The 26,294-nt window shown below is 69.7% G+C and carries 22 protein-coding genes; 16 read left to right on the forward strand and 6 right to left on the reverse strand.

Features of this window, described 5'->3' with window-relative positions; all coding sequences use genetic code 11:
* Nucleotides 1–360: 360 nt before the first annotated feature.
* The 5 genes from ectB to BLT44_RS13625 all read left to right on the forward strand — a co-directional run bounded on the left by ectB (nucleotide 361) and on the right by BLT44_RS13625 (nucleotide 4,983).
* Nucleotides 361–1,632, forward strand: coding sequence for a diaminobutyrate--2-oxoglutarate transaminase (ectB, locus tag BLT44_RS13605; RefSeq protein WP_010156366.1), 1,272 nt, complete (start codon nucleotides 361–363; stop codon nucleotides 1,630–1,632).
* A 100-nt stretch (nucleotides 1,633–1,732) separates the two neighbouring features.
* Nucleotides 1,733–2,545, forward strand: a complete 813-nt coding sequence (locus tag BLT44_RS13610; protein ID WP_010156367.1) for an ABC transporter ATP-binding protein — start codon at nucleotides 1,733–1,735, stop codon at nucleotides 2,543–2,545.
* A complete protein-coding gene (locus BLT44_RS13615; RefSeq protein WP_010156368.1) occupies nucleotides 2,542–3,294 on the forward strand; it encodes an ABC transporter permease in 753 nt (250 codons plus the stop codon). Before BLT44_RS13610 ends, BLT44_RS13615 begins: the two co-directional genes overlap by 4 nt.
* Nucleotides 3,291–3,968 carry an ABC transporter permease gene (locus BLT44_RS13620; protein ID WP_010156369.1) on the forward strand — a complete coding sequence of 226 codons (678 nt, stop codon included), beginning with the start codon at nucleotides 3,291–3,293 and terminating at the stop codon, nucleotides 3,966–3,968. The genes BLT44_RS13615 and BLT44_RS13620 overlap by 4 nt, the downstream gene beginning before the upstream one ends.
* Nucleotides 3,969–4,041: 73 nt before the next feature.
* Complete coding sequence (locus BLT44_RS13625; protein WP_010156371.1) at nucleotides 4,042–4,983, forward strand: ABC transporter substrate-binding protein; 942 nt, start codon at nucleotides 4,042–4,044, stop codon at nucleotides 4,981–4,983.
* Between the two features lie 62 nt (nucleotides 4,984–5,045).
* On the opposite strand, the gene BLT44_RS13630 is transcribed toward BLT44_RS13625, so the two are convergent.
* Together BLT44_RS13630 and BLT44_RS15990 are read right to left on the reverse strand one after the other, a co-directional pair.
* Nucleotides 5,046–5,468 (reverse strand): NUDIX hydrolase, encoded by a 423-nt coding sequence (locus tag BLT44_RS13630; protein WP_010156372.1) that lies wholly within the window; start codon nucleotides 5,466–5,468, stop codon nucleotides 5,046–5,048.
* Nucleotides 5,465–6,277 (reverse strand): M15 family metallopeptidase, encoded by an 813-nt coding sequence (locus BLT44_RS15990; protein WP_010156373.1) that lies wholly within the window; start codon nucleotides 6,275–6,277, stop codon nucleotides 5,465–5,467. The genes BLT44_RS13630 and BLT44_RS15990 overlap by 4 nt, the downstream gene beginning before the upstream one ends.
* 63 nt (nucleotides 6,278–6,340) lie before the next feature.
* On the opposite strand from BLT44_RS15990, the gene BLT44_RS13640 reads away from it, so the two are divergent.
* Nucleotides 6,341–7,666 carry a CapA family protein gene (locus tag BLT44_RS13640; protein ID WP_010156374.1) on the forward strand — a complete coding sequence of 442 codons (1,326 nt, stop codon included), beginning with the start codon at nucleotides 6,341–6,343 and terminating at the stop codon, nucleotides 7,664–7,666.
* Nucleotides 7,667–7,730: 64 nt separating this feature from the next.
* Here the strand turns inward: BLT44_RS13640 and BLT44_RS13645 are convergent, their stop codons facing one another.
* Nucleotides 7,731–8,576, reverse strand: a complete 846-nt coding sequence (locus BLT44_RS13645) for a carbon-nitrogen family hydrolase (protein ID WP_010156375.1) — start codon at nucleotides 8,574–8,576, stop codon at nucleotides 7,731–7,733.
* A 113-nt stretch (nucleotides 8,577–8,689) separates the two neighbouring features.
* Here BLT44_RS13645 and BLT44_RS13650 point away from each other — a divergent pair, with 113 nt between their 5' ends.
* On the forward strand, nucleotides 8,690–9,265 hold the full coding sequence (locus BLT44_RS13650; protein ID WP_010156376.1) for an NUDIX hydrolase family protein: 576 nt from the start codon (nucleotides 8,690–8,692) through the stop codon (nucleotides 9,263–9,265).
* 27 nt (nucleotides 9,266–9,292) lie between these two features.
* Here BLT44_RS13650 and BLT44_RS13655 read toward each other — a convergent pair whose 3' ends face one another.
* The 3 genes from BLT44_RS13655 to BLT44_RS13665 are packed head-to-tail and all read right to left on the reverse strand — an operon-like array spanning nucleotide 9,293 to nucleotide 11,386.
* A complete protein-coding gene (locus BLT44_RS13655) occupies nucleotides 9,293–9,772 on the reverse strand; it encodes a SprT-like domain-containing protein (RefSeq protein WP_010156377.1) in 480 nt (159 codons plus the stop codon).
* Between the two features lie 4 nt (nucleotides 9,773–9,776).
* Complete coding sequence (locus tag BLT44_RS13660) at nucleotides 9,777–10,661, reverse strand: spermidine synthase (RefSeq protein ID WP_010156378.1); 885 nt, start codon at nucleotides 10,659–10,661, stop codon at nucleotides 9,777–9,779.
* A 26-nt stretch (nucleotides 10,662–10,687) separates the two neighbouring features.
* Nucleotides 10,688–11,386 (reverse strand): phosphatase PAP2 family protein, encoded by a 699-nt coding sequence (locus BLT44_RS13665; protein ID WP_010156379.1) that lies wholly within the window; start codon nucleotides 11,384–11,386, stop codon nucleotides 10,688–10,690.
* Nucleotides 11,387–11,641: 255 nt separating this feature from the next.
* On the opposite strand from BLT44_RS13665, the gene rpoB reads away from it, so the two are divergent.
* The 9 genes from rpoB (at nucleotide 11,642) to tuf (ending at nucleotide 26,125) form a co-directional block, all read left to right on the forward strand.
* Nucleotides 11,642–15,139: a DNA-directed RNA polymerase subunit beta gene (gene rpoB, locus BLT44_RS13670; RefSeq protein ID WP_010156380.1), complete on the forward strand. Its 3,498-nt coding sequence runs from the start codon at nucleotides 11,642–11,644 to the stop codon at nucleotides 15,137–15,139.
* A gap of 45 nt (nucleotides 15,140–15,184) precedes the next feature.
* The gene (gene rpoC / locus BLT44_RS13675; RefSeq protein WP_010156381.1) at nucleotides 15,185–19,078 is read left to right on the forward strand and encodes a DNA-directed RNA polymerase subunit beta'; all 3,894 of its coding nucleotides are present in this window, start codon (nucleotides 15,185–15,187) and stop codon (nucleotides 19,076–19,078) included.
* 180 nt (nucleotides 19,079–19,258) lie between these two features.
* On the forward strand, nucleotides 19,259–20,299 hold the full coding sequence (locus BLT44_RS13680) for a hypothetical protein (protein ID WP_010156382.1): 1,041 nt from the start codon (nucleotides 19,259–19,261) through the stop codon (nucleotides 20,297–20,299).
* Nucleotides 20,296–20,778, forward strand: a complete 483-nt coding sequence (locus BLT44_RS13685) for a hypothetical protein (RefSeq protein ID WP_010156383.1) — start codon at nucleotides 20,296–20,298, stop codon at nucleotides 20,776–20,778. The genes BLT44_RS13680 and BLT44_RS13685 overlap by 4 nt, the downstream gene beginning before the upstream one ends.
* 2 nt (nucleotides 20,779–20,780) lie before the next feature.
* The gene (locus BLT44_RS13690) at nucleotides 20,781–21,416 is read left to right on the forward strand and encodes a hypothetical protein (protein ID WP_010156384.1); all 636 of its coding nucleotides are present in this window, start codon (nucleotides 20,781–20,783) and stop codon (nucleotides 21,414–21,416) included.
* A gap of 261 nt (nucleotides 21,417–21,677) precedes the next feature.
* Complete coding sequence (rpsL, locus tag BLT44_RS13695; RefSeq protein WP_010156385.1) at nucleotides 21,678–22,049, forward strand: 30S ribosomal protein S12; 372 nt, start codon at nucleotides 21,678–21,680, stop codon at nucleotides 22,047–22,049.
* Nucleotides 22,049–22,519 carry a 30S ribosomal protein S7 gene (rpsG, locus tag BLT44_RS13700; RefSeq protein ID WP_010156386.1) on the forward strand — a complete coding sequence of 157 codons (471 nt, stop codon included), beginning with the start codon at nucleotides 22,049–22,051 and terminating at the stop codon, nucleotides 22,517–22,519. Before rpsL ends, rpsG begins: the two co-directional genes overlap by 1 nt.
* Nucleotides 22,520–22,654: 135 nt before the next feature.
* The gene (gene fusA, locus BLT44_RS13705; RefSeq protein WP_010156388.1) at nucleotides 22,655–24,769 is read left to right on the forward strand and encodes an elongation factor G; all 2,115 of its coding nucleotides are present in this window, start codon (nucleotides 22,655–22,657) and stop codon (nucleotides 24,767–24,769) included.
* A 162-nt stretch (nucleotides 24,770–24,931) separates the two neighbouring features.
* The gene (gene tuf / locus BLT44_RS13710) at nucleotides 24,932–26,125 is read left to right on the forward strand and encodes an elongation factor Tu (protein ID WP_010156390.1); all 1,194 of its coding nucleotides are present in this window, start codon (nucleotides 24,932–24,934) and stop codon (nucleotides 26,123–26,125) included.
* The last annotated feature ends 169 nt before the right edge of the window (nucleotides 26,126–26,294 follow it).

Genomic DNA, 26,294 nt, shown 5'->3' on the forward strand with positions numbered 1-26,294 from the left:
GATACCGGGATTCGGCTCAGGAGCGTCGCAGGGGCCCGACGCCGGGGGAGTATTGCAGTACAGCAGAAGCCCGCAGGCCACCCACCCCCCTAGCGACTGGGGGCACGCTGCTCAGAGATGCAATGAACGCATCTCGCCGGAGGATTGGTCGCTCTGGAACCTCGGTTCACGCCCGTACGCGTTAAAGCGGCCAATCCTCCCTTCTCTCGTCGCGTTCCCGCGCTACGCCGCCCGCCTGAGTCGGGCAGCCGTCGAAACCGCCTATCCTCGATATCAGGCGATCGACGCAGAACCCCGCGTCGGTCCGACAGCCGGTGCGGCACCCCGCACCATGCGACGGTAGATGGAGAGAGCTGAGCCATGAGCGACCTTGCAGTATTCGATCGGTACGAGTCGGAGGTGCGCGGGTACATCCGCTCGTTCCCCGTCGTCTTCGAGCGCGCACAGGGATCGGTGCTCACCGCCGACGACGGCCGCGAGTACCTCGACTTCTTCAGCGGCGCCGGTGTGGTGAACTACGGGCACAACAACCCCGTCTTCACGAGCGCGCTGATCGACTACCTGCAGCGCGGCGGCATCATCCACGGCCTCGACATGGCGACCTCGGCGAAACGCGACTTCATCGATGCCTTTCAGCGTCTTGTGCTCGCACCCCGCGGCCTCGACTACAAGATGCAGTTCACGGGGCCCACCGGGGCGAACGCCGTGGAATCGGCGCTGAAGCTGGCCCGCCAGGCGACCGGCCGGCAGAACGTGGTCGCGTTCACCAACGCGTTCCACGGCCTCAGCCTGGGCGCCCTCGCGGCGACCGGCAATGAGAAGTACCGCGCCGCGGGGGGCGTATCGCTCGGCGACGTCACGAGACTGCCCTACGACGGCTACCTCGGCGCGGGCATCGACACGCTCGACCTGCTCGAGCGCATGCTCGACGATCCCGGCTCGGGGCTCGACCTGCCCGCCGCCGTGATCGTCGAGACGATCCAGGGCGAGGGCGGCATCAACGTGGCCGGCGCGGCCTGGCTGCAGCGGCTCCGCGCGATCACCGAGCAGCGCGGCATCCTGCTCATCGTCGACGACATCCAGTCGGGCGTGGGGCGCAGCGGGGCGTTCTTCAGCTTCGAGGCGTCGGGCATCGTGCCCGATCTCGTCACCGTGTCGAAGTCGATCTCCGCGTCGGGCCTGCCGATGGCGCTGCTGCTGATGCGGCCGGAGATCGACGTGTGGAAGCCCGGTGCGCACACGGGCACCTTCCGCGGCAACAACCTCGCGTTCGTCTCGGCGCGGGTCGCGCTCGAGACGTACTGGGCCGACAGCGCCTTCACCGACGCGATCGCCGAGCGGGAGCAGCAGCTGCGGTCCGCGCTCGAGGGAATCGCCGCCGAGTTCCCGGCGGCGGAGTTCGCCGTGCGCGGTCGCGGGCTCATGTACGGCCTCGCGTCCACCGCGATGCCGCAGCTCGCCGGGGCGGCGTCCCAGCAGGCGTTCGAGCGCGGCGTGGTGATCGAGACGTCGGGTGCTCGCGACGAGGTGCTGAAGTTCCTCCCCGCGCTCACCATCACGGCCGAGGAGCTCGATCGGGGCATCGCCGTCGTGCGGGAGGCGCTCGCCGCCGCGCTCGGCGCCGACGCATAACGCAGGGCACGATTCGGTCACAAGGCCTTGTACGGGGGCGGCCCCGTCGCACTAGTGTGGAGGTCAGCGCCGCCTTCGGCGCACGCACCGAGGGGGCGACGTGATCGAATTCGAGCGGGTGTCGAAGGTGTTCCCGGGCGGAGCCACCGCCGTGCACGAGTTCTCGTACACGATCCCCTCGCATCGCGCCGTGGTGCTGGTCGGCTCGTCCGGATCCGGCAAGACGACCCTGATGCGCATGGTCAACCGCATGGTCGAGCCGAGCGGCGGCCGGGTGCTGATCGACGGCGAGGACGTGCGGGATCGCAACGCGGTCGACCTGCGGCGCTCGATCGGCTACGTGCTGCAGCAGGGCGGCCTGCTCCCGCACCGCACCGTCGCCGACAACGTCGCCACCGTGCCGGTGCTCACGGGCACCTCGCGCCGGGAGGCGCGCCGCGCCGCGGGTGCGCTGCTCGAGCGCGTGGGCCTCGATCCCGCGCTCGGCGACCGGTACCCGGCGCAGCTCTCGGGCGGTCAGCAGCAGCGTGTCGGCGTCGCCCGGGCACTCGCCTCCGACCCCAACATCCTGCTCATGGACGAACCCTTCGGGGCCGTCGATCCCATCGTGCGACGCGAACTGCAGCAGGAGCTGCTGCGCCTGCAGGCGGAACTCGGCAAGACGATCCTGTTCGTCACCCACGACGTCGACGAGGCGTTCCTCATCGGCGAGGAGGTCGTCGTGCTCGAGGCGGGCGGGCGGATCGCGCAGAGCGGCACCCCCGCCGACATCCTCGGCAGCCCGACGAACGACTTCGTCCGCGATTTCGTCGGCGCCGACCGCGGAGAGCGCCGTCTCCACGTGGTCGAGAACGGCGGGCAGCGCCTCGCCGTCGACGCGGCGGGCCGGCCGGTGGGAGTGCTCGGGCCGTGAACTGGCCGATCGCGAACTGGGAATTCGTGCTGGAGCTGGCGCTCCAGCATCTGCTGCTGAGCGTGCCCGCGATCCTCATCAGCATCGTCGTGGCGGTGCCGATCGGCCGCCTCGCGTTCCGCAGGCCGCGCATCGGGGGCCCGCTGCTGTCGATCGCGTCGCTGGCGTACGCGATTCCGGCCCTGCCGCTGCTCATCATCATCCCCGCGCTGATCGGCACGTCGCTGCGCTCCTGGCAGACCATGGTGGCGGCGCTGAGCGTCTACGGGGTGGCGCTGCTCGTGCGCACGGCCTGCGACGCGTTCGCCTCGGTCGACGGGCAGTTGCGCGACGCGGCGCTCGCGATCGGCTTCGCCCCGCGAGGGCTGTTCTGGCGCGTCGATCTGCCGCTCGCGGTGCCCGTGCTGATCTCGGGCATCCGGGTCGTATCGGTGTCGACGATCAGTCTGGTCACGCTCGGCGCCCTCATCGGCGTGCCGAGCCTCGGCACACTGCTGACCGACGGGTTCCAGCGCGGCATCTTCGCCGAGATCTGGACGGGCGTCATCGCGACCGTGCTGCTCGCGCTGCTGCTCGACGTCGCCGTGCTCGCGATCGGCCGCGCACTGACCCCGTGGACGCGTCGGGCATCGGAGCGCGGGCCGCATCGCAGTCGGAAGACGGCGACGCCGACGACGGAGCCCGCCCCGGCTGCGGCCCCCGCCCCGGCCTCAGCGCCCCTTTCGGCTGCGGACGGAGAGCGCGCATGAACCTGTTCGCGGACGCGATCGCCTGGCTCACTGACCCCGCGAATTGGAGCGGCAGCGGGGGGATCCCCGCCCGGCTGCTGCAGCATCTCGCCCTCGCGATCGGCGCGCTCCTGCTCGCGGGCATCATCGCGCTGCCGCTCGGCTCGATCATCGGGCACACCCGGCGCGGCGCCGGCGCGGTCGGGGCCCTCGCGGGCGCGGCCCGAGCGCTGCCGACGCTCGGCGTGCTCACCCTCTTCGGGCTCGCGCTCGGCATCGGCGTCACCGCCCCCGTGCTCGCGCTGATCGTGCTCGCGATCCCGTCGCTGCTCGCCGGTGCGTACGCCGGCGTCAGCGCGATCGAGCCGTCCATCCCGTCGGCCGCGAAGGCCGTCGGCTTCAGCCCCGTGCAGGTGCTGCTGCGGGTCGAGCTGCCCCTGGCGCTCCCCGTGATGATCGGCGGCGTGCGCGCGGCGACCCTGCAGGTCGTCTCAACGGCGACGCTCGCGGCGTACACGTCAGACGTGGGCCTCGGCCGGTACCTGTTCGCCGGCCTCAAGTCGCGAGACTACGGCCTGATGCTCGCCGGCGCACTGCTCGTGATCGCGCTCACACTCGTGCTCGAGGTGCTGCTCTCGCTCTGCCAGCGCGCAGCCGCCCGACGCATCGCGCGCGTTCCGGTCGGCTCCGCCTGACGCCCCGCACCGCCGACCGACGCCCCCGCATCTTCCCGTATTCGCCCACACTCCCATCGAGAGGAACCCGATCATGCATCGTCGACCCGCATTCCGCTCCGCCCGCCTGGGCGCGGCGTTCGCCGCAGGCGCCATCGCGCTCACCGCCGCCCTCACCGGCTGCTCGAGCGGCGACCCGCTCGCCGAGGAGGGCGGCGGAGACGCCTCCTCCGAATCCGGCCCCATCGTGGTGGGCTCGCAGGACTACTACTCGAACGAGATCATCGCCGAGATCTACGCGCAGGCGCTCGAGGCCGACGGGTTCGAGGTCGATCGCCAGTTCCGCATCGGCCAGCGCGAGGTGTACCTCCCCGAGATCGAGAGCGGCAAGATCGACCTGTTCCCCGAGTACTCCGGCAACCTGCTGCAGTACTTCGAGGCCGACGCCCCGGAACGCGTCTCGGACGAGGTGTACGACGCGCTCTCCGAGGCGATGCCCGAGGGGCTGCGCGTGCTCGACCAGTCGCCGGCCACCGACCAGGACACCTACGTGGTGACGCGCGAGTTCGCCGAGAAGTGGGATCTCGAGACGGTCGACGACCTGAAGAACGTCACCGATCCGCTCACGTTCGGATCGAATTCGGAGGCCGAGAGCCGCCCGTACGGCCCGAAGGGGCTGGCGGAGACCTACGGCATCGAGGGCGTGCAGTTCACGCCGATCGAGGACAGCGGCGGGCCGCTCACGGTCAAGGCGCTCAAGGACGGGGCCATCCAGTTCGCGAACATCTACTCGGCGGATCCGTCGCTCGCGGCGAACGATCTCGTCACCCTCGAAGACACGAAGGGCATCTTCCTCGCCTCGCACGTCGTGCCGATCGCGAGCGAGAAGATCGACGATCAGGCGGAGGGCGTGATCAACGAGGTCAACGCGGCGCTGAGCGCCGACGATCTCGTCGAGCTCAACGGGCAGAGCGTGAACGACGAGCGCCCGGCGGCCGAGATCGCCACGGAGTGGCTCGAGGGTCAGTCCTTCTGACGCGCTGAGCCGGCCGGCCGATCACCCGGTCGGTCGGCCCGGCCGTCGGCTCGGCCGTCAGCTCAGCGGTCGGCTCGCAGCGCCGGAAAGATGTGCTCGGTGTTGAGCGGGGCCATGTCGGGCCGCGCGGCGCCGGGATCGACCCACTCCAGCGCGGCGATCTCGGCCTGCGGCCCCGCCGACAGGGCGTCGGGCACGAGCGGGTGCTCGAACACCGTCGCCTCGACGACGTGACCCGGCTCGTTCGCGGCGCTCGCACGGAAGACGCCGAGCTCGCGCAGACGCGAGCGATCCAGCTGCACCCCGAGCTCCTCGCCGAACTCGCGCACCGCGGTGTCGATCGCGGCCTCGCCCGGCTCGTGCTTGCCGCCGGGGAGCATGAGCGCCGCGGTTCCGCGCTTGCGCACGTTGAGCACCCGGCCCGCGGCGTCTCGCATCACCACGGCGCTGACGCGGATCACGCGCTCGCCCGCGTCGGCGCTCACCGGGCGTACCCCGGGGCGGTCGGCAGCTCGAAGAACTCCTCGAGCGTCGCGACGCGCTGCTCGTGCATGCGGAGGGCGAGTTCGGGGCCGACGTAGCGGAAGTGCCACGGCTCGGCCATGAAGCCCGTGACCTCCTGCGCGCCCTCGGGGTAGCGCACGACGAAGCCGTGCTCCGCCGCGTGCTCGGCGAGCCACAGGCCCGCGGGCGTCTCCCCGAAGCATGCGGCGAGATAGCAGGCGCCGTGATCGTCGAAGTCGACGGCGAGCCCGGTCTGATGCTCGGAGTGACCCGGGCGCGCCGAGTAGGTGTCCGCCGCCTCCTGCCCGTCGCGCGCGACGTAGCCGTCGTAGAGCGCGACCTGCGTGGCGTAGTCCCGGTAAGCGCTGATGATGCGCACGTCGATCCCGTCCGCAGCCGCGGCGCCGACGAGGGCCTCGACTGCGCGTGCGGCCGGTTCGCGCAGCGGCTGCGCGAACTCGTTCTCCACACCCTCGGGCATGACGAGATCGGTCGGCGCGAAGTCGACCGGCTGCAGCGGCCGCTGCTTGTTGGAGACCACCCAGATCGACATGGGATCATCGATCGAGTGCGCGGAGCGGTCGAACTCCGGCGCGGCATCCGACGCGGCGCCCGACTCCTCGGCGGCGCGGGGCTCGTCGGCGGACGGCGCCTCGGGCGGCGTCTCGGCCGCCCCGTCAGCCGCCGCTCCCGCCGCAGTGCCGGGCTCGGGGGCGCACCCCAGGAGGGCGAACGCCGCCGCCGAGAGGCAGCACGCCGCGATCGCGGTTCTCGGGAGTCGCAGCGCCATGGAACCATGCTACCGACGGAGCGGCGCTGCGTCGGGCGCTCCGTCGCCGGTTACCCTGGAGCCATGCACGACGGCAGCGACACTCCGCAGGACGCCCCGACGGAGTACACGCCGATCGCGGTCACCGGCAGGCGCCGCCTCTCCCGTCGGGCTCGACTCGTGATCTCCATCGCCGCAGTCTGCGCCCTGCTCGGGGCCGGCGGCGCTGCCGCGGCGCTGGTGTGGGGCCCCGAGCGCGGGGCGGATCCGCCCGCCGCACAGGATGCGCCGCCCGAGCCGTCGCCGAGCCCCGACCAGGCGGAGGAGCCCGCCGAGCCCGAGGCGACGCCCGAGAACGCGGCCGAGGACGGCCGGGTGCGGGTGATCGCGATGGGCGACATGCTGCCGCACGACTCGGTCAACGCGCAGGCGCTGCTGCCGAGCGGCACCCCCGACTACGGGCAGTTCTTCTCGGGCATCGCCCCGCAGCTCGACGCCGCCGACGTGACGTTCTGCAACCAGGAGGTGCCGAGCGCCGGGGCCGACTTCGGCATCAGCGGCTACCCGACGTTCAACGCGCCCGTCGAGTTCGCGGGGGCGCTGCGCGACACCGCAGGGTGCGACCTCGTCAACCTCGCGACGAACCACAGCGCCGACCTCGGCGCCGAGGGCATCGCCGCCACCCGCGGGGTGTGGGACGGGCTCGCGCCCGCCATCGTCAGCGGCGCGAACCGCAGTCCGGAGGAGCAGCGGGCTGTTCCGGTATTCGAGCAGGGCGGCGTGAGCTTCGCCCTGGTCTCGTTCGCGGAGTACTCGAACGCCCCGATCGACGGCGTCTCGCTGAACCTGATGGGCGACGACGCGCTGGTCGCCGATCTCATGGCGCGGGCGAACGAGGCGGCCGACGTGGTGATCGTCTCCGCCCACTGGGGCACGGAGGATTCGCACGAGGTGAACGATCAGCAGCGCGCCTTCGCGCAGCACGCGGCCGACCTCGGTGCCGACGTCATCGTCGGCACCGGCCCGCACGTGCTGCAGCCCACCGCGTGGCTCGATCGGGCGGACGGCGGACGCACGCTCGTCTGGTACTCGATCGGCAACATGCTGAACACGCAGCTCGAGCTCGACCAGCGCACGGGCGTGATCGCCGGGTTCGACGCCGTGCGCGATCCTGATTCGGGATCGGTCTCGATCGAGCACCCCACCGGCGTGCTGACCTACATGCACTACGACTGGACGGCTGAGCAGGAGGCGGCGGGCGAACTGCTCGCCCGCACGAACCTGTCGATCACCCCGCTCGCCGCCTCGGGCGATCTGCTGCAGGCGACGCGCTTCGGGGTGACGCCGGAGCAGCAGGTCGAGGCGTCGACCGCGATCCTCGGGCCCGACGTGACGATCCTGCCGGAGTAGCGTCCGAGGAGCGATCGGCGGAGCGATCTGCGCGGAAGGGCCGCGCTCCGGCCCCGCGGGCCGTTCAGAGGCCGCCGTCTGCGAGCGCGCGGTAGTCGGCGGCGCTGAGGCGATCGCCGATCACCGGGAACTCGGCGCGCACGGCGGCGACCTGCGCGGGATCGACGTCGACCATCAGCACCTCCTCGCCGTCGCCGCACTCCGCCACGACGCGGCCCGACGGGTCGATCACGCGGCTGAACCCGCCGAGCTGCACGTCGGACTGACGGCCGCAGGCGTTCGTCGCGACCACCCAGAGCTGGTGCTCGACCGCGCGGGCCTGCGTGAGCAGCCGCCAGTGCTCGCGGCGCGCGGCGGGCCACGCCGCGGGAACGATCGCGGTCTCGGCCCCGCGCTCGCTGAGCTCCTGCCAGAGCCCGGGGAAGCGCAGGTCGTAGCAGGTGGTGCTCGCCGTCGCGCCGAGGGAGCCGGGGGTGACGCTCAACGAGCGACCGGCGGTGAGCAGCTGCGACTCGAGCGACTGGTAGCCGAAGACGTGGATCTTGCGGTACGCCTGCGTCACGCGCCCCGTCGCGTCGACCAGCACGGCCGTGTTGTGCAGTCCGCCGTCGGCGCCGCGCTCGACGATGCTGCCGAGATGCACCTCGCTGCCGAGATGCCGCGCCACTCGCTGCGCCATCTGCACCGTCGGGCCGTCCAGCGTCTCCGCGCGCTCCGCGTACCGCTCGAAGGCGAAGTACCCGGCGCTCCAGAGCTCGGGCAGGGTGATGAGGTCGGCGCCCTCGATCTCGCGCAGCATCGCTTCGACGCGCGCGATGCGCGCCGTCGGCGACTCGTCGTCGGGGCTGGCGATCTGGGCGACGGCGACCCGTCGAGGGCCGGGGGTCGCGGGGCTCGGGTGCGCGTGCATGGTTCACAGCCTAGGCGAGGCGCGCCACGCGCGTCGGGAGGAGCGGGCGTGGCAGGATGGACGTGCCCGATCGCACCGCGATCCGGGGGCGATCACGACGAGACGGGTGGGGTATGACGATCGACACGGCCGAGCTGCCCGACCCCGAGGGCCCCGAGGATCGGCCGACGCCGCCCGGCAACCCGGGCTGGTTGAGCGACGACGAGCTGAGCTTCGTGCGGGGGCGCATGCCGATCATGTACGTCGAGGCCGTGCCGGTGCGGCTCGACGGGCTGGGCCAGGTCGTCGAGGTGGGTCTGCTGCTGCGGAGCACGCCGGAGGGCGTGATGCAGCGCTCGCTCGTGTCGGGCCGGGTGCGCTACGGCGAGACGCTGCGCGAAGCGCTCTTCCGGCACCTGGAGAACGATCTCGGGCCGATGGCGTTCCCGCAGATGCCCGCGGCGCTCGTGCCTGCGCAGGTCGCCGAGTACTTCCCGATGCCGGGCATCTCGCCCTTCGTCGACGACCGGCAGCACGCCGTCTCGCTGGTCTACGTGGTACCCGTCACCGGCACCTGCAATCCGCGGCAGGACGCGCTGGAGGTGACGTGGATGGCGCCCGATGAGGCGATGTCGCCCGCGACGCTCGACGAGTTCTCGAACGGCCGCGGCGCGCTGCTGCGCCAGGCGCTCGCCTCGATCAGCTGCTGATGCCGGATCGCGGGAGCGCTCCCGCGCTCACCTTCTGCGCCACGTGATGACGTGCCGCGGCGAGAACCGGCGCGCGCACGCCCCGCAGGAGTGCACGCGGGTCGGTTTGCGGAAGCGGAAGTGCTCGTGGCCCGCGTCGCAGGTGCCCACCCAGGTTGCGCGCTCGTGGGCGATCTCCCCGCGATGCGTCACGCCGCCGACGTAGCCGATCTCCTCGGCGATCGCCTTCCACCGGGGGCCGTGCGCGGCGGCCGGCCCCGCGAGCGCGTGCGCCACCTCGTGCAGCAGCACCTGATGGATCTCGTCGTCCGCGAACTTCTCGGCGAGGTAGCGCGACACCGTGATGCGCCGGTCGGTGTAGTTGCAGAGCCCCGCGCGCTTCTTGGCGTGGTCGAACGCGAAGGTCCAGCGATCCCCGGGAGGCGTCTCGGCGCGCGCATCGGGTGCAGTGAGGTGCATCGCGATGAGCGCCTCCGCCCAGACGCGCACCCGTGCGAGATCCGCCATCGCGTCAGCCCCGTTCGAAGAGCGCTCGTGCGGGCTCGGGGGAGTCGACCGCCGTCGCGTCCGTGACGGGGGCGGCGCTGCGCACGAGCTCGTCGAACTCGGCGCCCACGACCATGCGCGCGGGGTGGGGGCCGCCCGCGAGCAGCCGCGGAAGCCAGTCGAGGGATTCGAGGTCGGTGTCGGAGGCGATGAACACGACGTTGCCGAAGCGGCGGCCCTTGAGCACCTGCGGTTCGGCGACGGCCGCGGTGGAGGCGAAGAGGCTCGACAGGGTTGCCGCCTGGCCGCGCACGAAGGGCAGCCCCGCCCCGTCGGCGGCGTTGACGACGAGCAGGCCGCCGGGCGCGAGGAACGGGCGCAGCAGCGCGTAGAACTCAACGCTCGAGACGTGCGCGGGCGTGCGGGCCCCCGCGAAGATGTCGACCACGATGAGGTCCATCGCGCCGCGCATGCCCTCCGGGAGCTTCTCGACGACGGCGCGCGCGTCGCCGCGGCGCACGCGGATGCTCGCCCGTTTCGGGAGGGGCGCGGCCTCGCGCACGAGGTCGACGAGCGCGCCCTCGAGCTCGACGACCTGCTGCCGGCTGCCGGGGCGCGTCGCCTCGACGTAGCGGGGCAGCGTGAACGCGCCCCCGCCGAGATGGAGCGCGGAGACGGCCCGCCCGGCCGGGCGGAAGAGATCGATGACGTGCCCGATGCGGCGGATGTACTCGAAGAACAGCTCCGACGGGTCGCTCAGGTTGACGTGGGACTGCGGGGTGCCGTCGACGAGCAGCTGCACCGCTCCGGGCACCCAGCGGTCGGGCTCGATCTCGGCGCGCAGGCCGGAGGAGAGGGTGACCTCGTGAGCCGCGGGTGCGGGGCGATCGGTGCGGCGCGCTTCGCTCATGCGGATCAGCCTACGCGCCGGCCTCGTCACCGCCGCACGACGGGCGCCGACTGCGGGCCGAACCAGAGGCGACGGGCGATGATCGCGGCGGCGATGCCGAGCAGGGCTCCGGCGACGGTGTCGGTGAGCCAGTGCACGTGGAGCGCCGTGCGGCTCCACATCATCGCCGCGATCCAGAGCACTGCGGCGGCGGTGATCCAGCCGCGCAGGCGTGAGTCGATGCGATCGGAGCCGATCGCGATCAGCACCACCGAGACCGCGAGTGCGGAGGCGCCCATCGAGTGCCCGGAAGGGTACGAGGCGCCGAAGCTCTCGAAGAGCTGGCCGGTCGGTCTCGTGCGCAGGGTGAGGGCTTTGACCGCCTCCGACATGACGACGCCGAGGAGCGCGGCGGTGAGGACCGCCGCCCCGTCTCGCGGTCTGCGGAGCGCGAAGCAGAGCGCTGCGAGGATCGCGGCGCACGCAGCCGCGCCGATCCCGTCGCCCACCTGGGCGAGGAACACGGCCACCGCGAAGAGCGCCGACCCGCGCTCGATCGACACCGTGTCGGCCCACCAGCTGTCGATCGCGAAGACGCCGGTCTGCGCGAAGCGCTGGTAGGCGCCGAACGCCCCGATCACCAGCACGGCGACGATGGACGCTGCGACAGCGGCGGGCGGGGGAGTGCGTCGGGCCGCCGCCGACTGCTGCGGTCGAGAAGCGGGGGCGCGGTCGGAGGGGGCCATTCCGTTACGCTAGTGGAGACTCCTGTGAGCGGCGGCCCGAAATGCCGACCCGGGCGGTACGCCATGTCGCACTGGACAGGCGGTAACGATGCTGTTACAGTTGACAGTTGCACTACGGACACCAGTGTGCCTGCATATAGCGGTAGGCCCCGGGAGCTGGCGCGAAAGCGCAGATGAGCCTCGATGGCGTGATCCCGAAGCAATTCTCGCAAGACCAGGTCAACCGGCCCGACGGGGCCCACGGAGGTAGTTTCCTTGGCTGCTGCGCGCAACGCATCGTCCACCCAGAACCCGAAGAACGGCCGCAATCACCAGCGGCTCTCCTTCGCCAAGATTTCCGACAAGCTGTCGGTGCCCAACCTGCTGGCACTGCAGCTCGAGAGCTTCGACTGGCTCGTCGGCAACGACACGTGGAAGTCCCGTGTCGTCGAGGCGCAAGCCCAGGGGCGCGATGACATCGCGCTCAAGAGCGGCCTCGAGGAGATCTTCGACGAGATCTCGCCGATCGAAGACAACGCCGGAACGATGCAGCTCTCCTTCGAGAACCCCATTCTCGACGAGCAGAAGTTCACCATCGAGGAGTGCAAGGAGCGCGGCAAGACCTACGCCGCCCCCCTGTACGTCGAGGCCGCGTTCTACAACACCGAGACGCAGGTGCTCAAGAGCCAGACGGTCTACATGGGCGATTTCCCCATCATGACCGACAAGGGCACCTTCATCATCAACGGCACCGAGCGCGTCATCGTGTCGCAGCTCGTCCGCAGCCCCGGCGTCTACTTCGAGCGGGCGCAGGAGAAGACGAGCGACAAGGACGTCTTCACCGCTCGCGTGATCCCGAGCCGCGGCGCGTGGCTCGAGTTCGAGGTCGACAAGCGCGACCAGGTGGGCGTGCGCATCGACCGCAAGCGCAAGCAGTCGGTCACCGTGTTCCTGAAGGCCCTCGGCATGACGAGCGAGGAGATCCTCGAGGAGTTCGCCGGCTACGAGTCGATCGCCCTCACCCTGGAGAAGGACGCGATCGTCACCCAGGAAGAGGCGCTCAAGGACATCTACCGCAAGCAGCGCCCGGGCGAGCAGGTGGCGATCGAGGCGGCGCGCGCGCTCCTCGACAACAGCTACTTCAACCCCAAGCGCTACGACCTCGCGAAGGTCGGCCGCTACAAGATCAACCGCAAGCTCGGCGTCGACGCGCCCATCACCGACTCGGTGCTGTCGCTCGAAGACATCGTCGCGACGATCAAGTACCTCGTCGGCCTGCACGCGGGCACCGAGAAGCTCCCGGGCACCCGCGACGGCGAGCCCGTCGACGTGCGCCTCGAGACCGACGACATCGATCACTTCGGCAACCGCCGCATCCGCGCCGTGGGCGAGCTGATCCAGAACCAGGTGCGCACCGGCCTCAGCCGCATGGAGCGCGTCGTGCGCGAGCGCATGACCACGCAGGACATCGAGGCGATCACGCCGAACACCCTGATCAACACGCGGCCCGTGCTGGCGGCGATCAAGGAGTTCTTCGGCACGTCGCAGCTGTCGCAGTTCATGGATCAGAACAACCCGCTCGCGGGCCTGACCAACAAGCGCCGCCTCTCCGCGCTCGGCCCCGGCGGGCTCTCGCGCGACCGCGCCGGCGTCGAGGTGCGCGACGTGCACCCGTCGCACTACGGCCGCATGTGCCCGATCGAGACCCCGGAAGGCCCGAACATCGGCCTGATCGGCGCCCTCGCGACGTTCGCGCGCATCAACGCCTTCGGCTTCATCGAGACCCCGTACCGCCGCGTCGTCGACGGCAAGGTCACCGACCAGGTCGACTACCTCACCGCGCACGAGGAGGACGAGTACCTCATCGCTCAGGCCGGTGCACCGCTCACGCAGGACGGCGCCTTCGCCGAGAAGCAGGTGCTCGCGCGCCCCCGCGGCTCCGAGGTCATCATGGTCGACGCCGAGCGCGTCGGCTACATGGACGTCTCGCCCCGCCAGATGGTGTCGGTCGCGACCTCGCTGATCCCGTTCCTCGAGCACGACGACGCGAACCGCGCGCTCATGGGCGCCAACATGCAGCGTCAGGCCGTGCCGCTGGTGCGCAGCGAGTCGCCGGTGGTCGGCACCGGCATGGAGGGCTACGCCGCCATCGACGCGGGTGACGTGATCACCGCGGCGAAGTCGGGCGTGGTCGAGGAGGTCTCGGCCGACTTCGTCACCATCCAGGAGGACGAGGGCGGCACGAAGAGCTACTTCATGCGCAAGTTCGACCGCTCGAACCAGGGCACGAACTACAACCACCGCGTCATCGTCAAGGCCGGCGAGCGCATCGAGGCCGGCGAGGTCATCGCCGACGGCCCCGCCACGGAGAACGGCGAGCTCGCGCTCGGCAAGAACCTGCTCGTCGCCTTCATGTCGTGGGAGGGTCACAACTTCGAGGACGCCATCATCCTGAGCCAGAACCTGGTGAAGGACGACACGCTCTCGTCGATCCACATCGAGGAGTACGACGTCGACGCGCGCGACACCAAGCTCGGCAAGGAGGAGATCACCCGCGACCTCCCCAACGCGAGCATGGAGGCGCTCAAGGATCTCGACGAGCGCGGCATCATCCGCATCGGCGCCGAGGTCGCACCCGGAGACATCCTCGTCGGCAAGGTCACGCCGAAGGGCGAGACCGAGCTCTCGGCCGAGGAGCGCCTGCTGCGCGCCATCTTCAACGAGAAGAGCCGCGAGGTGCGCGACACGTCGCTCAAGGTGCCGCACGGCGTCTCGGGCACCGTCACCTCCGTCAAGGTCTTCGACGCGGAGAACGACAACGACGACGAGCTCGGCTCGGGCGTCAACCAGCGCGTGGTCGTGTACATCGCCCAGAAGCGCAAGATCACCGAGGGCGACAAGCTCGCCGGCCGCCACGGCAACAAGGGCGTCATCTCGAAGATCCTCCCGGTCGAGGACATGCCGTTCCTCGAGGACGGCACGCCCGTCGACGTGATCCTGAACCCGCTGGGCATCCCCGGCCGAATGAACTTCGGTCAGGTGCTCGAGGTGCACCTCGGCTGGATCGCCAAGCAGGGCTGGAAGGTCGAGGGCACCCCCGAGTGGGCCGCCAAGCTCTCCCAGGAGGCGCTCGAGGCCGCTCCGAACACGAAGGTCGCGACGCCGGTGTTCGACGGCGCCTCCGAGGCCGAGATCGCCGGGCTGCTCGACTCGACGCTGGTCACCCGCGACGGCGAGCGACTCATCGACTCGTCGGGCAAGACCCGCCTGTTCGACGGCCGCTCGGGCGAGCCGTACCCGTACCCGATCTCGGTCGGCTACATGTACATCCTGAAGCTGCACCACCTCGTCGACGACAAGATCCACGCGCGCTCGACGGGTCCGTACTCGATGATCACGCAGCAGCCGCTCGGCGGAAAGGCCCAGTTCGGCGGCCAGCGCTTCGGCGAGATGGAGGTGTGGGCGCTCGAGGCGTACGGCGCGGCCTACGCGCTGCAGGAGCTGCTCACGGTCAAGTCCGACGACATCCTGGGTCGCGTGAAGGTGTACGAGGCGATCGTGCGCGGGGAGAACATCCCCGAGCCCGGCGTGCCCGAGTCCTTCCGAGTGCTCATGAAGGAGATGCAGTCGCTCTGCCTGAACGTCGAGGTGCTCGGCGTCGACGGCAACGCGGTCAACCTGCGCGACAACGACGACGAGGCGCACCGCACCGCGGAAGAGCTCGGCATCAATCTCTCCACCCGCTTCGAATCCTCGTCGATCGACGAGATCTAAGCCGGCGACACCTTCACTTCTACTGAAATCCCCAAGGAGAACATTTTGCTCGAGGGTACGAGTTTCAACGAGCTGCAGATCCGTCTCGCGACGGCTGAAGACATCCGCAGCTGGTCGTTCGGCGAGGTCAAGAAGCCGGAGACCATCAACTACCGCACGCTGAAGCCCGAGAAGGACGGTCTGTTCGGCGAGCAGATCTTCGGGCCCAGCCGCGACTGGGAGTGCGCGTGCGGCAAGTACAAGCGCGTCCGCTACAAGGGCATCGTCTGCGAGCGCTGCGGCGTCGAGGTGACGAAGTCGAGCGTGCGCCGCGAGCGCATGGGCCACATCGAGCTCGCCGCGCCGGTCACGCACATCTGGTACTTCAAGGGTGTGCCGTCGCGTCTCGGCTACCTGCTCGACATGGCGCCGAAGGACCTCGAGAAGGTCATCTACTTCGCCGCGTACATGATCATCGACATCGATGAAGAGGGTCGTCACGAGGATCTGGGCGAGCTGGAGGCCGAGCTGCGTCTCGAGCTCAAGGCGCTCGAGGATCAGCGCGACATCTCGATCGCGCAGCGCCAGCAGCAGGCCGAGTCCGACCTCGCCGCGCTCGAGGCCGAAGGGGCGAAGGCCGACCAGCGCCGCCGCGCCGAGGCCTCGGCCGAGAAGGAGATGACGGCCATCCGCAAGGGCTTCGACGACGACATCGCTCGTCTGCAGCGCGTGTGGGAGGACTTCCGGAGCCTCAAGGTCGGCGACCTGAAGCCCGAGGACGCGGTCTTCGCGGACCTGCAGGATCGCTACGGCGACTACTTCGAGGCGTACATGGGCGCCGAGGCGATCAAGAAGCGCCTCGAGTCCTTCGATCTGGCTGCGGAGGCCGAGACGCTGCACCTGCAGATCGCCGAGGGCAAGGGTCAGAAGAAGATCCGCGCCATCAAGCGCCTCAAGGTCGTCAGCTCCTTCCTGCAGACGGGTGCGAGCCCGGCCGCAATGGTGCTCGACGTCGTTCCGGTGATCCCGCCGGAGCTGCGCCCGATGGTGCAGCTCGACGGCGGTCGCTTCGCGACCTCCGATCTGAACGACCTCTACCGCCGCGTGATCAACCGCAACAACCGCCTGCGTCGTCTGCTCGACCTGGGTGCGCCGGAGATCATCGTCAACAACGAGAAGCGCATGCTGCAGGAGGCCGTCGACGCGCTGTTCGACAACGGTCGTCGCGGCCGCCCCGTCACGGGCACCGGCAACCGCGCCCTCAAGTCGCTGAGCGACATGCTCAAGGGCAAGCAGGGGCGCTTCCGTCAGAACCTGCTCGGCAAGCGCGTCGACTACTCGGGCCGCTCGGTCATCGTGGTCGGCCCGCAGCTCAAGCTGCACCAGTGCGGCCTGCCGAAGCAGATGGCGCTCGAGCTGTTCAAGCCGTTCGTCATCAAGCGCCTGATGGATCTGTCGCACGCGCAGAACGTCAAGGCCGCCAAGCGCATGGTCGAGCGCGCGCGCTCCGAGGTGTGGGACGTGCTCGAGGAGATCATCCGCGAGCGCCCCGTGCTGCTCAACCGCGCACCGACGCTGCACCGCCTCGGCATCCAGGCGTTCGAGCCGCAGCTCGTCGAGGGCAAGGCGATCCAGCTGCACCCCCTCGTCTGCGCGGCCTTCAACGCCGACTTCGACGGCGACCAGATGGCGGTGCACCTGCCGCTCTCGGTCGAGGCCCAGGCCGAGGCGCGCGTGCTCATGCTCGCGTCGAACAACATCCTGAAGCCGTCCGACGGCCGCCCGGTGACCCTGCCCTCGCAGGACATGATCATCGGTCTGCACCACCTCACGACGATCAAGCGCGACTCCGTCGGCACCGGCCGTGCCTTCGGATCGATCGCCGAGGCGATCCTCGCCATGGACGAGGGCACCCTCGACCTCGGCGCCCTCGTCAAGATCCGTCTCACCGGGTACACCGATGAGCACGGCGTCACGTCGGAGAAGCCGGTGCTCGTGGAGACCTCGCTCGGACGGGCGATATTCAACGAGGCCCTGCCCGCCGACTACGCGTACTTCGAGCGCGTGGCCGACAAGGGATCGCTCTCGAGCCTGGTCAACGACCTCGCCGAGCGGTACCCGAAGGTGGAGGTCGCGGCGACGCTCGACCGGATCAAGGACGCGGGCTTCCACTGGGCATCGCGCTCGGGTGTGACCGTCTCGCTCTCCGACGTCGTCACGCCGGCGAACAAGGGCGAGATCATCGCGGAGCACGAGCAGCGCGCGGCGAAGGTCGAGCGCGACTACGAGCGCGGCATGATCCAGGACAGCGAGCGCAAGAAGGCGCTGACCGAGATCTGGACCGAGGCGACCGACGAGGTGGCCGCGGCGATGCGCGAGCAGTTCCCGGAGGACAACACGATCTTCCGCATGGTGTCGTCGGGTGCTCGAGGCAACTGGCTGCAGATCCGCAACATCGCCGGCATGCGCGGCCTGGTGTCGAACCCGAAGGGCGAGATCATCCCCCGCCCGATCATCAACTCGTACCGCGAGGGCCTGTCGGTGGCGGAGTACTTCATCGCGACCCACGGTGCGCGCAAGGGTCTCGCCGACACCGCGCTGCGCACCGCCGACTCGGGGTACCTGACCCGTCGTCTGGTGGACGTGTCGCAGGACGTCATCATCCGCGAAGAGGACTGCGGCACGCGTCGCGGCCTCGACCTCCCGATCGCCGCTCCCGACGCGAACGGCGTGCTCGTGCGCGACGAGAACGTCGAGAACTCGGTGTACGCTCGCACGCTCGCCGCGGATGCGGTGAACGGCGACGGCCAGGTCGTCGCGCAGGCGGGCGAGGACGTGGGCGACGTGCTCATCGAGAAGCTCGTCGCGGGCGGCGTCACCGAGATCAAGGTGCGCTCCGTGCTCACCTGCGAGTCGGCCGTCGGCGTGTGCGCGACGTGCTACGGGCGCTCGCTGGCGACCGGTCAGCGCGTCGACATCGGCGAGGCCGTGGGCATCATTGCGGCGCAGTCGATCGGCGAGCCGGGCACCCAGCTCACGATGCGCACCTTCCACACCGGCGGCTCGGCCTCGGCCGACGACATCACGCAGGGTCTGCCCCGCGTGCAGGAGCTGTTCGAGGCGCGCACCCCGAAGGGCGCGTCGCCGATCGCGGAGGCTGCCGGCCGCGTCGTCATCGACGACTCCGAGAAGAGCCGTCGCATCCTGCTCACGCCGGATGACGGCACCGAGGAGAAGGCGTACCCCGTGCTGAAGCGCGCCACGCTGCTCGTCGAGGACGGCGATCACGTCGAGCTGGGCCAGCCCTTCCTCGCCGGAACGCTGGACCCGAAGGACATCCTGCAGGTCGGCTCCACCGAGGGCGGCAAGCACATCCCGGGCGAGCGCGCGGTGCAGAAGTACCTCGTCGAGGGCGTGCAGGGCGTGTACCGCTCGCAGGGCGTGCCGATCCACGACAAGCACATCGAGGTCATCGTGCGCCAGATGCTGCGCAAGGTCACCGTCGTCGACCACGGCGAGACCGAGCTGCTTCCGGGCGAGCTCGTCGACCGCGCGCGGTACCAGCGCATCAACCGCGAGGCGCTCCTCGACTCGAAGCGGGCCGCCACCGCGCGCCCCGAGGTCATGGGCATCACCAAGGCCTCGCTCGCGACCGAGTCGTGGCTCTCCGCCGCCTCCTTCCAGGAGACGACGCGCGTGCTCACGCAGGCCGCGATGGAGGGATCGCGCGATCCGCTCATCGGGCTCAAGGAGAACGTCATCATCGGCAAGCTCATCCCGGCCGGTACCGGTCTGGGCGTGTACCGCGACGTCGATGTGGCTGCGACCGAGGAGGCGAAGGCGGAGCGCTACCCGAACCGCCTCTTCGCGACCGAGGGCACCTTCGACGAGAACGATCTCTCGTTCGTCGACTTCGACAGCTTCACGGCCGACGAGTTCAACCCGGGCAACTACAGCTAGTCTGCAGCGCCGTCGAGACGGGCGTCCGCACCTTCGGGTGCGGGCGCCCGTTTCGTGTGTATCGCCGCGCCACGGCGCGGGAGACGCGCGCGATCGCTCCGAGCTTGTACTGTTGCGCACATGATCGTGTCGGGTGCGAGCACCGCCCCGGCATCCCGATCCGCTACGAGAGGTGAAGCGATGAGCGACGAGCGCGACGGATCCGCGTCGAGGGCTGCAGAGGCGCCCGAGACCTCCGCGAACCCGGGGGCACCGGTCGAGGAGACCGAGGCGAGCCGCACGGAGGTGCTCCGCGCCGTGCAGCGCTCGCGCACGACCGGCGGCGAGAGCGGTGCGGTCGTCGACGGCGAGCGGTCGGAGTCGGAGATCGAGACCGTCGGGGCGGAGGAGGCGGATCGCGCTCCCGCTTCGGATGAGGCGGCGGAACGGGCCCGTCGCGAGCAGGCATCGCTCGTCGACACCCAGCTCGACATGGATCCCCCCGCGAAGCGCTCCGACGCCCCGGCGGCGCCGACCCGCGAGGAGACCGAGGCGCTGCCCGCGCTCGACGACCTCCCGTCGGCCGCCGCGGAGGCGAAGGCGCGCGAGCGGGAGGACGATATCCGCATCAGCTCCGACCACCCGATGGCGGGCCTGTACGTGCAGACGCCGATGCCCCCGGACATCAAGGGGAACCGGGGCGCGGGAGTGCTCATCGCCATCGTCGCGACGATCGGGTTCGCCGCGGTCTTCGCGGGCGTGCTCGCGCTCTGGCTCGCGCCGATGTTCCCGCCCTCCGCGTTCCTCACGGACGGGCTCGTCCCGTGGCTGACGTCGTGGCCGATCATCGCGGGCGCCGTGGCGTTCTTCGTCGGCCTCGTGCTGCTCGTGCTCGTCGTGGGCAGAGCGGGATGGTGGGCCTTCGTGCTCGGCGGCTTCTTCGTGGCGGCCCTCGTGTGGGTTGCGGTCACGCTCGGGCTCGCGTACTTCGGCACGCCCTTCGAGAGCCCGCGCGAGATGCTCGGGGGATCGCGCGGCTGGTCGGGCGACCTGCACACCCTGGTGACGCGATTCGGCCTCACGGTGCCGGCGCTCGGGGCGGCGCTCGTCGCGCGTGAGGTCACCGTCTGGTTCGGAGCCTGGATCGGCGGCCGCGGCCGCCGCATCAAGCAGCGCAACGCGCGCGAGCTGGCCGACTACGAGGCCTCCCTCGCGGAGTCGAAGGCCCCCGCTCAGGCATGACTCCCGAGCCGCGTCGCGGGGTGACCCGCGGCTACGTCGCAGGCCTCGTCGGCGCGGCGATCGTCGTCGCCACGGCGCTGCTCGTCGCGGTGTGGGGCGGGCTCGCGCTGCTGCTCGGGCGCGACCCCGTCGAGTCGGGCGACGTCGTCTCGTGGGCGGCGCCGCTCATCCTCTTCGGCGGCCTCGCCCTGCTCGCGGTGCTGCTGTGGCGCCAGGCGATCACGCTGCTGCGCGGCCGGCGCGAGCCCGCGTGGTCGTCGCTCGTGGGGGCGGCAGCGGGCATCTACCTGTGGTGGGGCGTGCTCGGCATGCTGGCGGGGATGACGGTCGGGGAGACCTGGCTCAGCCCGTTCGCGGCGGCGCTGCCCGTGATCTGGGCTGCCGCGGCGCTTCTCTTCTGGGCCGTTCTCGCCCGTCGGGTCTACACGGATCGGCCGGCGCCGAGGTGGCCGTGGGAGCGCGACGAGGACGAGGAGTGAGGGTGGCGGCCGGCATCGAGGAACGGGTGGACGCCGCGGTCGACTCGTGGCTGCGGTGGGTGCCGCGGTGGAGCCCCGGGACGCACCGGGGCCGTTCGCGCGTGTGCCGTCGCTGCACCGGATCGCCAATGGTCGCTGCGGCGGGGCTCACGGCCGATGTGCCGCATCAGGTGGTGCACGCCCTCGTGTCTCGCCTGCAGCGGATCATCGACAAGCGCGTCGACGAGTTCACGGAATCGCGGCTGCCGACGCTGCACGCGGAGCTGCAGGGCGCCGAGCTGTGGGATGCGGGCGGGTACGACCCGGCCGCCGGGCTCGAACCGGAGTTCGACGGACTCGACCCCGATCCCGAGCCGGGGGACGAGGAGCAGCCGTTCCTCTTCACCCTCGCGGGGCTCGCGGAGGAGTCCCGGCCCGAGCCGCCGCTGCCGCGGCCGCCGCTGAGCGCCGACGAGAAGCAGCGGCTGCGCCGCGAGATCGAGCTCGCCGATGCGCAGGCCGAGGAGGCGGGGCGCGAGGTCTGCTTCGCCCTCGTGGCCCATCGGGGGCGCATCGAGACCGCGGTCCAGCGGTTCGTGGAGCCCCAGGTGCGGAGCATGCTCGACGATCTCAGTCGGAATCTCGAACCGCCCCGCTGAGGGCGACGCTCGCGCCGTTGCCAAAGCGCGCGGCCGAGCGTATAGTTGTGTGTTGGTGTGTTCCACCGGCTCAGTCGTGCCTGCACGACGGCTCCGGGGGACTGCGCCGCAGGGTCGGACGCTTCGCGAGAAGTGGGCCCCCACGGCATACCTGCACTCGGTTCCGCTCGCGGAACAGCAGGTCCGCGGTCGCGCAAGCGGTCGCACATGCTCATCCATTGAAGCATTCCTGTCACCGTGCAGGACAAATGAGGAGAACTATTGCCTACCATTCAGCAGTTGGTTCGCAAGGGCCGGTCGCCGAAGGTCACTAAGACCAAGGCGCCCGCTCTGAAGGCGAACCCGCAGCAGGCTGGCGTATGCACCCGTGTGTACACCACCACTCCGAAGAAGCCGAACTCGGCGATGCGCAAGGTCGCCCGTGTGAAGCTCCGCAACGGCACCGAGGTCACCGCCTACATTCCGGGCGAGGGCCACAACCTGCAGGAGCACTCGCTGGTGCTCGTGCGCGGTGGTCGTGTGAAGGACCTCCCCGGTGTTCGTTACAAGATCGTGCGCGGCGCGCTCGACACGCAGGCGGTCAAGGATCGCCAGCAGGCTCGCAGCCGCTACGGTGCGAAGAAGGTGAAGTAATGCCCCGTAAAGGTCCCGCTCCCAAGCGCCCCGTCGTCGCTGATCCTGTCTACGGCTCGCCCGTAGTCAGCCAGCTCGTCAACAAGATCCTCCTCGACGGCAAGAAGGGTCTCGCCGAGCGCATCGTCTACGGTGCTCTCGAGACCGTCGCCGAGAAGTCGGGTCAGGACGCCGTCACGGTGCTCAAGAAGGCGCTCGACAACGTGCGCCCGACCCTCGAGGTCCGCTCGCGTCGCGTCGGCGGCAGCACCTACCAGGTGCCCGTCGAGGTCAAGCCGCATCGCGCCAACACGCTCGCCCTCCGCTGGCTCACCAGCTACGCGAAGGCTCGTCGTGAGAACTCGATGACGGATCGCCTCACCAACGAGATCCTCGACGCGTCCAACGGCCTCGGCGCCGCTGTGAAGCGTCGTGAGGACACGCACAAGATGGCCGAGTCGAACCGCGCGTTCGCTCACTACCGCTGGTAGAACCTCGACGGTCGGCCGGTGCCCGCACGCACCGGCCGACCGTCATCGGGGCCCCGCCCCGCGACTTGGACGGCGCAGTTCGGCAGCCGAGTCGACATCTCCCGAAACTTCACCCCCACCCCGGAGGAGAACCCTGTGGCACAAGACGTGCTCACCGACCTGAGCAAGGTCCGCAACATCGGCATCATGGCCCACATCGATGCCGGCAAGACCACCACCACCGAGCGCATCCTGTTCTACACGGGTGTGAACCACAAGCTGGGCGAGACGCACGACGGCGCTTCGACGACTGACTGGATGGAGCAGGAGAAGGAGCGCGGCATCACCATCACCAGCGCCGCCGTCACCTGCTTCTGGAACAAGAACCAGATCAACATCATCGACACGCCCGGCCACGTCGACTTCACCGTCGAGGTGGAGCGCTCGCTCCGCGTGCTCGACGGCGCCGTCGCCGTGTTCGACGGCAAGGAGGGCGTGGAGCCCCAGTCCGAGACCGTCTGGCGCCAGGCCGACAAGTACGGCGTGCCCCGCATCTGCTTCGTCAACAAGATGGACAAGATGGGCGCCGACTTCTACTTCACGGTCGACACCATCGTCAGCCGCCTCGGTGCGAAGCCGCTCGTCATGCAGCTCCCGATCGGCTCCGAGTCCGACTTCATCGGGGTCGTCGACCTGCTGTCGATGCAGGCATTCGTCTGGGAGGGCGACGCCAAGGGCGACGTCTCGCTGGGCGCAGCCTACGAGACGCAGGAGATCCCGGCGGATCTGCAGGCGAAGGCCGAGGAGTACCGCGCGCAGCTCGTCGAGGCGGTCGCCGAGGCCGACGACGCGCTGCTCGAGAAGTACTTCGCGGGTGAAGAGCTCAGCATCGACGAGATCAAGGCGGGCATCCGCAAGCTCGTCGTCAACAACGAGATCTACCCCGTGTACTGCGGCTCCGCGTTCAAGAACCGCGGCATCCAGCCGATGCTCGACGCGGTCGTCGACTTCCTCCCGAACCCGCTCGACGTGGGCGCGATCGAGGCGCACGACCCGCGCGACGAGTCCGTCGTCATCGAGCGCAAGCCGTCGGCGAGCGAGCCCTTCTCGGCGCTCGCGTTCAAGATCGCCGTGCACCCGTTCTTCGGTCGTCTGACCTACGTGCGCGTGTACTCCGGCAGCGTCCCCTCGGGCACCCAGGTGGTCAACTCCACCAAGGGCAAGAAGGAGCGCATCGGCAAGATCTTCCAGATGCACGCCAACAAGGAGATCCCGGTCGACGAGCTCACGGCGGGCAACATCTACGCCGTGATCGGTCTGAAGGACACGACCACCGGCGACACGCTCTCGGATTCGGCGAACCAGGTCGTCCTCGAGTCGATGACGTTCCCCGAGCCCGTCATCGAGGTGGCCATCGAGCCGAAGACGAAGAGCGACCAGGAGAAGCTGGGCGTCGCGATCCAGAAGCTCGCTGAAGAGGATCCCACGTTCCGCGTGAGCCTCAACGCCGAGACCGGCCAGACCGTGATCGCCGGCATGGGCGAGCTGCACCTCGACATCCTCGTGGATCGCATGAAGCGCGAGTTCAACGTCGAGGCGAACGTCGGCAAGCCGCAGGTGGCGTACCGCGAGACCATCCGCCGCGAGGTGCCGAAGTACGACTACACCCACAAGAAGCAGACCGGTGGTTCGGGTCAGTTCGCGAAGGTGCAGATCTCGCTGGCGCCGCTCGAGGGCGACGCCGACAAGACCTACGAGTTCGAGGACAAGGTGACCGGCGGCCGCGTGCCGCGCGAGTACATCCCCTCGGTCGACGCGGGCATCCAGGACGCGATGCAGTACGGCATTCTGGCGGGCTTCCCCGTTGTCAACGTGCGCGCGCAGCTGCTGGACGGCCAGTACCACGACGTCGACTCGTCGGAGATGGCGTTCAAGATCGCCGGTTCGATGGCGTTCAAGGAAGCCGCGCGTCTTGCGCAGCCCGTGCTGCTCGAGCCGCTCATGGCGGTCGAGGTGCGTACGCCCGAGGAGTACATGGGCGACGTCATCGGCGATCTGAACTCGCGTCGCGGGCAGATCCAGTCGATGGAGGATGCGAGTGGCGTCAAGGTCGTTCGCGCGCTCGTTCCCCTCTCCGAGATGTTCGGGTACATCGGCGATCTGCGGTCGAAGACCAGCGGCCGCGCGGTGTTCTCGATGACCTTCGACTCGTACGCCGAGGTTCCGAAGGCCGTCTCCGAGGAGATCATCCAGAAGGCCAAGGGCGAGTAATTCCGCCCGCCGGCCGGCGGAGGCGCACTGCATCTCCGCCGGCCGGTCGGCTCAGGTCGCGATCGCAGCCCTGAGCTTGTAACATAGTGACACCAACCCCGTATTCGTGTCCTCCGAAACCGTCGGAGGAAAACGGTACTCGACGTCCTGAGGAGGACCATAGTGGCGAAGGCCAAGTTCGAGCGGACCAAGCCGCACGTAAACATCGGAACGATCGGTCACGTCGACCACGGTAAGACGACTCTTACCGCGGCGATCTCGAAGACCCTCGCCGACAAGTTCCCGTCCGACGTGAACGTGCAGCGCGACTTCGACACGATCGACTCGGCTCCCGAGGAGCGCCAGCGCGGCATCACCATCAACATCTCGCACGTTGAGTACGAGACCGACAAGCGCCACTACGCGCACGTCGATGCCCCCGGTCACGCTGACTACATCAAGAACATGATCACGGGTGCTGCGCAGATGGACGGCGCGATCCTCGTGGTCGCGGCGACCGACGGCATGATGGCTCAGACCAAGGAGCACATCCTGCTCGCCAAGCAGGTCGGCGTTCCCTACCTGCTCGTCGCCCTCAACAAGAGCGACATGGTCGACGACGAGGAGATCCTCGAGCTCGTCGAGATGGAGGTCCGCGAGGAGCTCTCCAAGCAGGGCTACCCCGGAGACGACGTCCCCGTCGTCCGCGTCTCGGGCTACGAGGCGCTGCAGGGCACCGAGAAGTGGGTCAACTCCATCGTCGAGCTCATGGAAGCCGTCGACGAGTCGATCCCGGATCCGGTGCGCGACAAGGACAAGCCGTTCCTGATGCCCGTCGAGGACGTCTTCACGATCACCGGTCGTGGCACCGTCGTCACCGGCCGCGCCGAGCGCGGCACGCTGAAGATCAACTCCGAGGTCGAGATCGTGGGTCTGCGCCCGACGCAGAAGACGACCGTCACCGGTATCGAGATGTTCCACAAGCAGCTCGACGAGGCATGGGCCGGCGAGAACTGCGGTCTGCTCCTCCGCGGCACGAAGCGCGAGGACGTCGAGCGCGGCCAGGTCGTCGTGGCCCCGGGCTCGATCACCCCGCACACCAAGTTCGACGGCACCGCCTACATCCTGAAGAAGGACGAGGGCGGCCGCCACAACCCGTTCGAGACGAACTACCGTCCGCAGTTCTACTTCCGTACGACTGACGTGACCGGTGTCATCACCCTTCCCGAGGACAAGCCGATGGTCATGCCCGGCGACACCACGGACATGTCGGTCGAGCTGATCCAGCCGATCGCTATGGAAGAGGGCCTCGGCTTCGCGATCCGTGAGGGTGGCCGCACCGTCGGCGCCGGCACGGTGACGAAGGTCGTCGAGTAAGTCTCGGAGCACCACCAGTACCCGCCGCCTTCGGGCCGGGTACGAGAACCCCCGGGGATCCGTCCCCGGGGGTTCTTCCGTTCCCCGGGGATCCATCCCGGGCCGCATTCGTTCCCGGGCGCCTGCGCGCGGCCTCCGCTTCCGCGCAGGCGCGCCGCGGTATCCTCGA

The sequence above is a fragment of the Leucobacter chromiiresistens genome, from assembly GCF_900102345.1.
GTDB lineage: Bacteria > Actinomycetota > Actinomycetes > Actinomycetales > Microbacteriaceae > Leucobacter > Leucobacter chromiiresistens.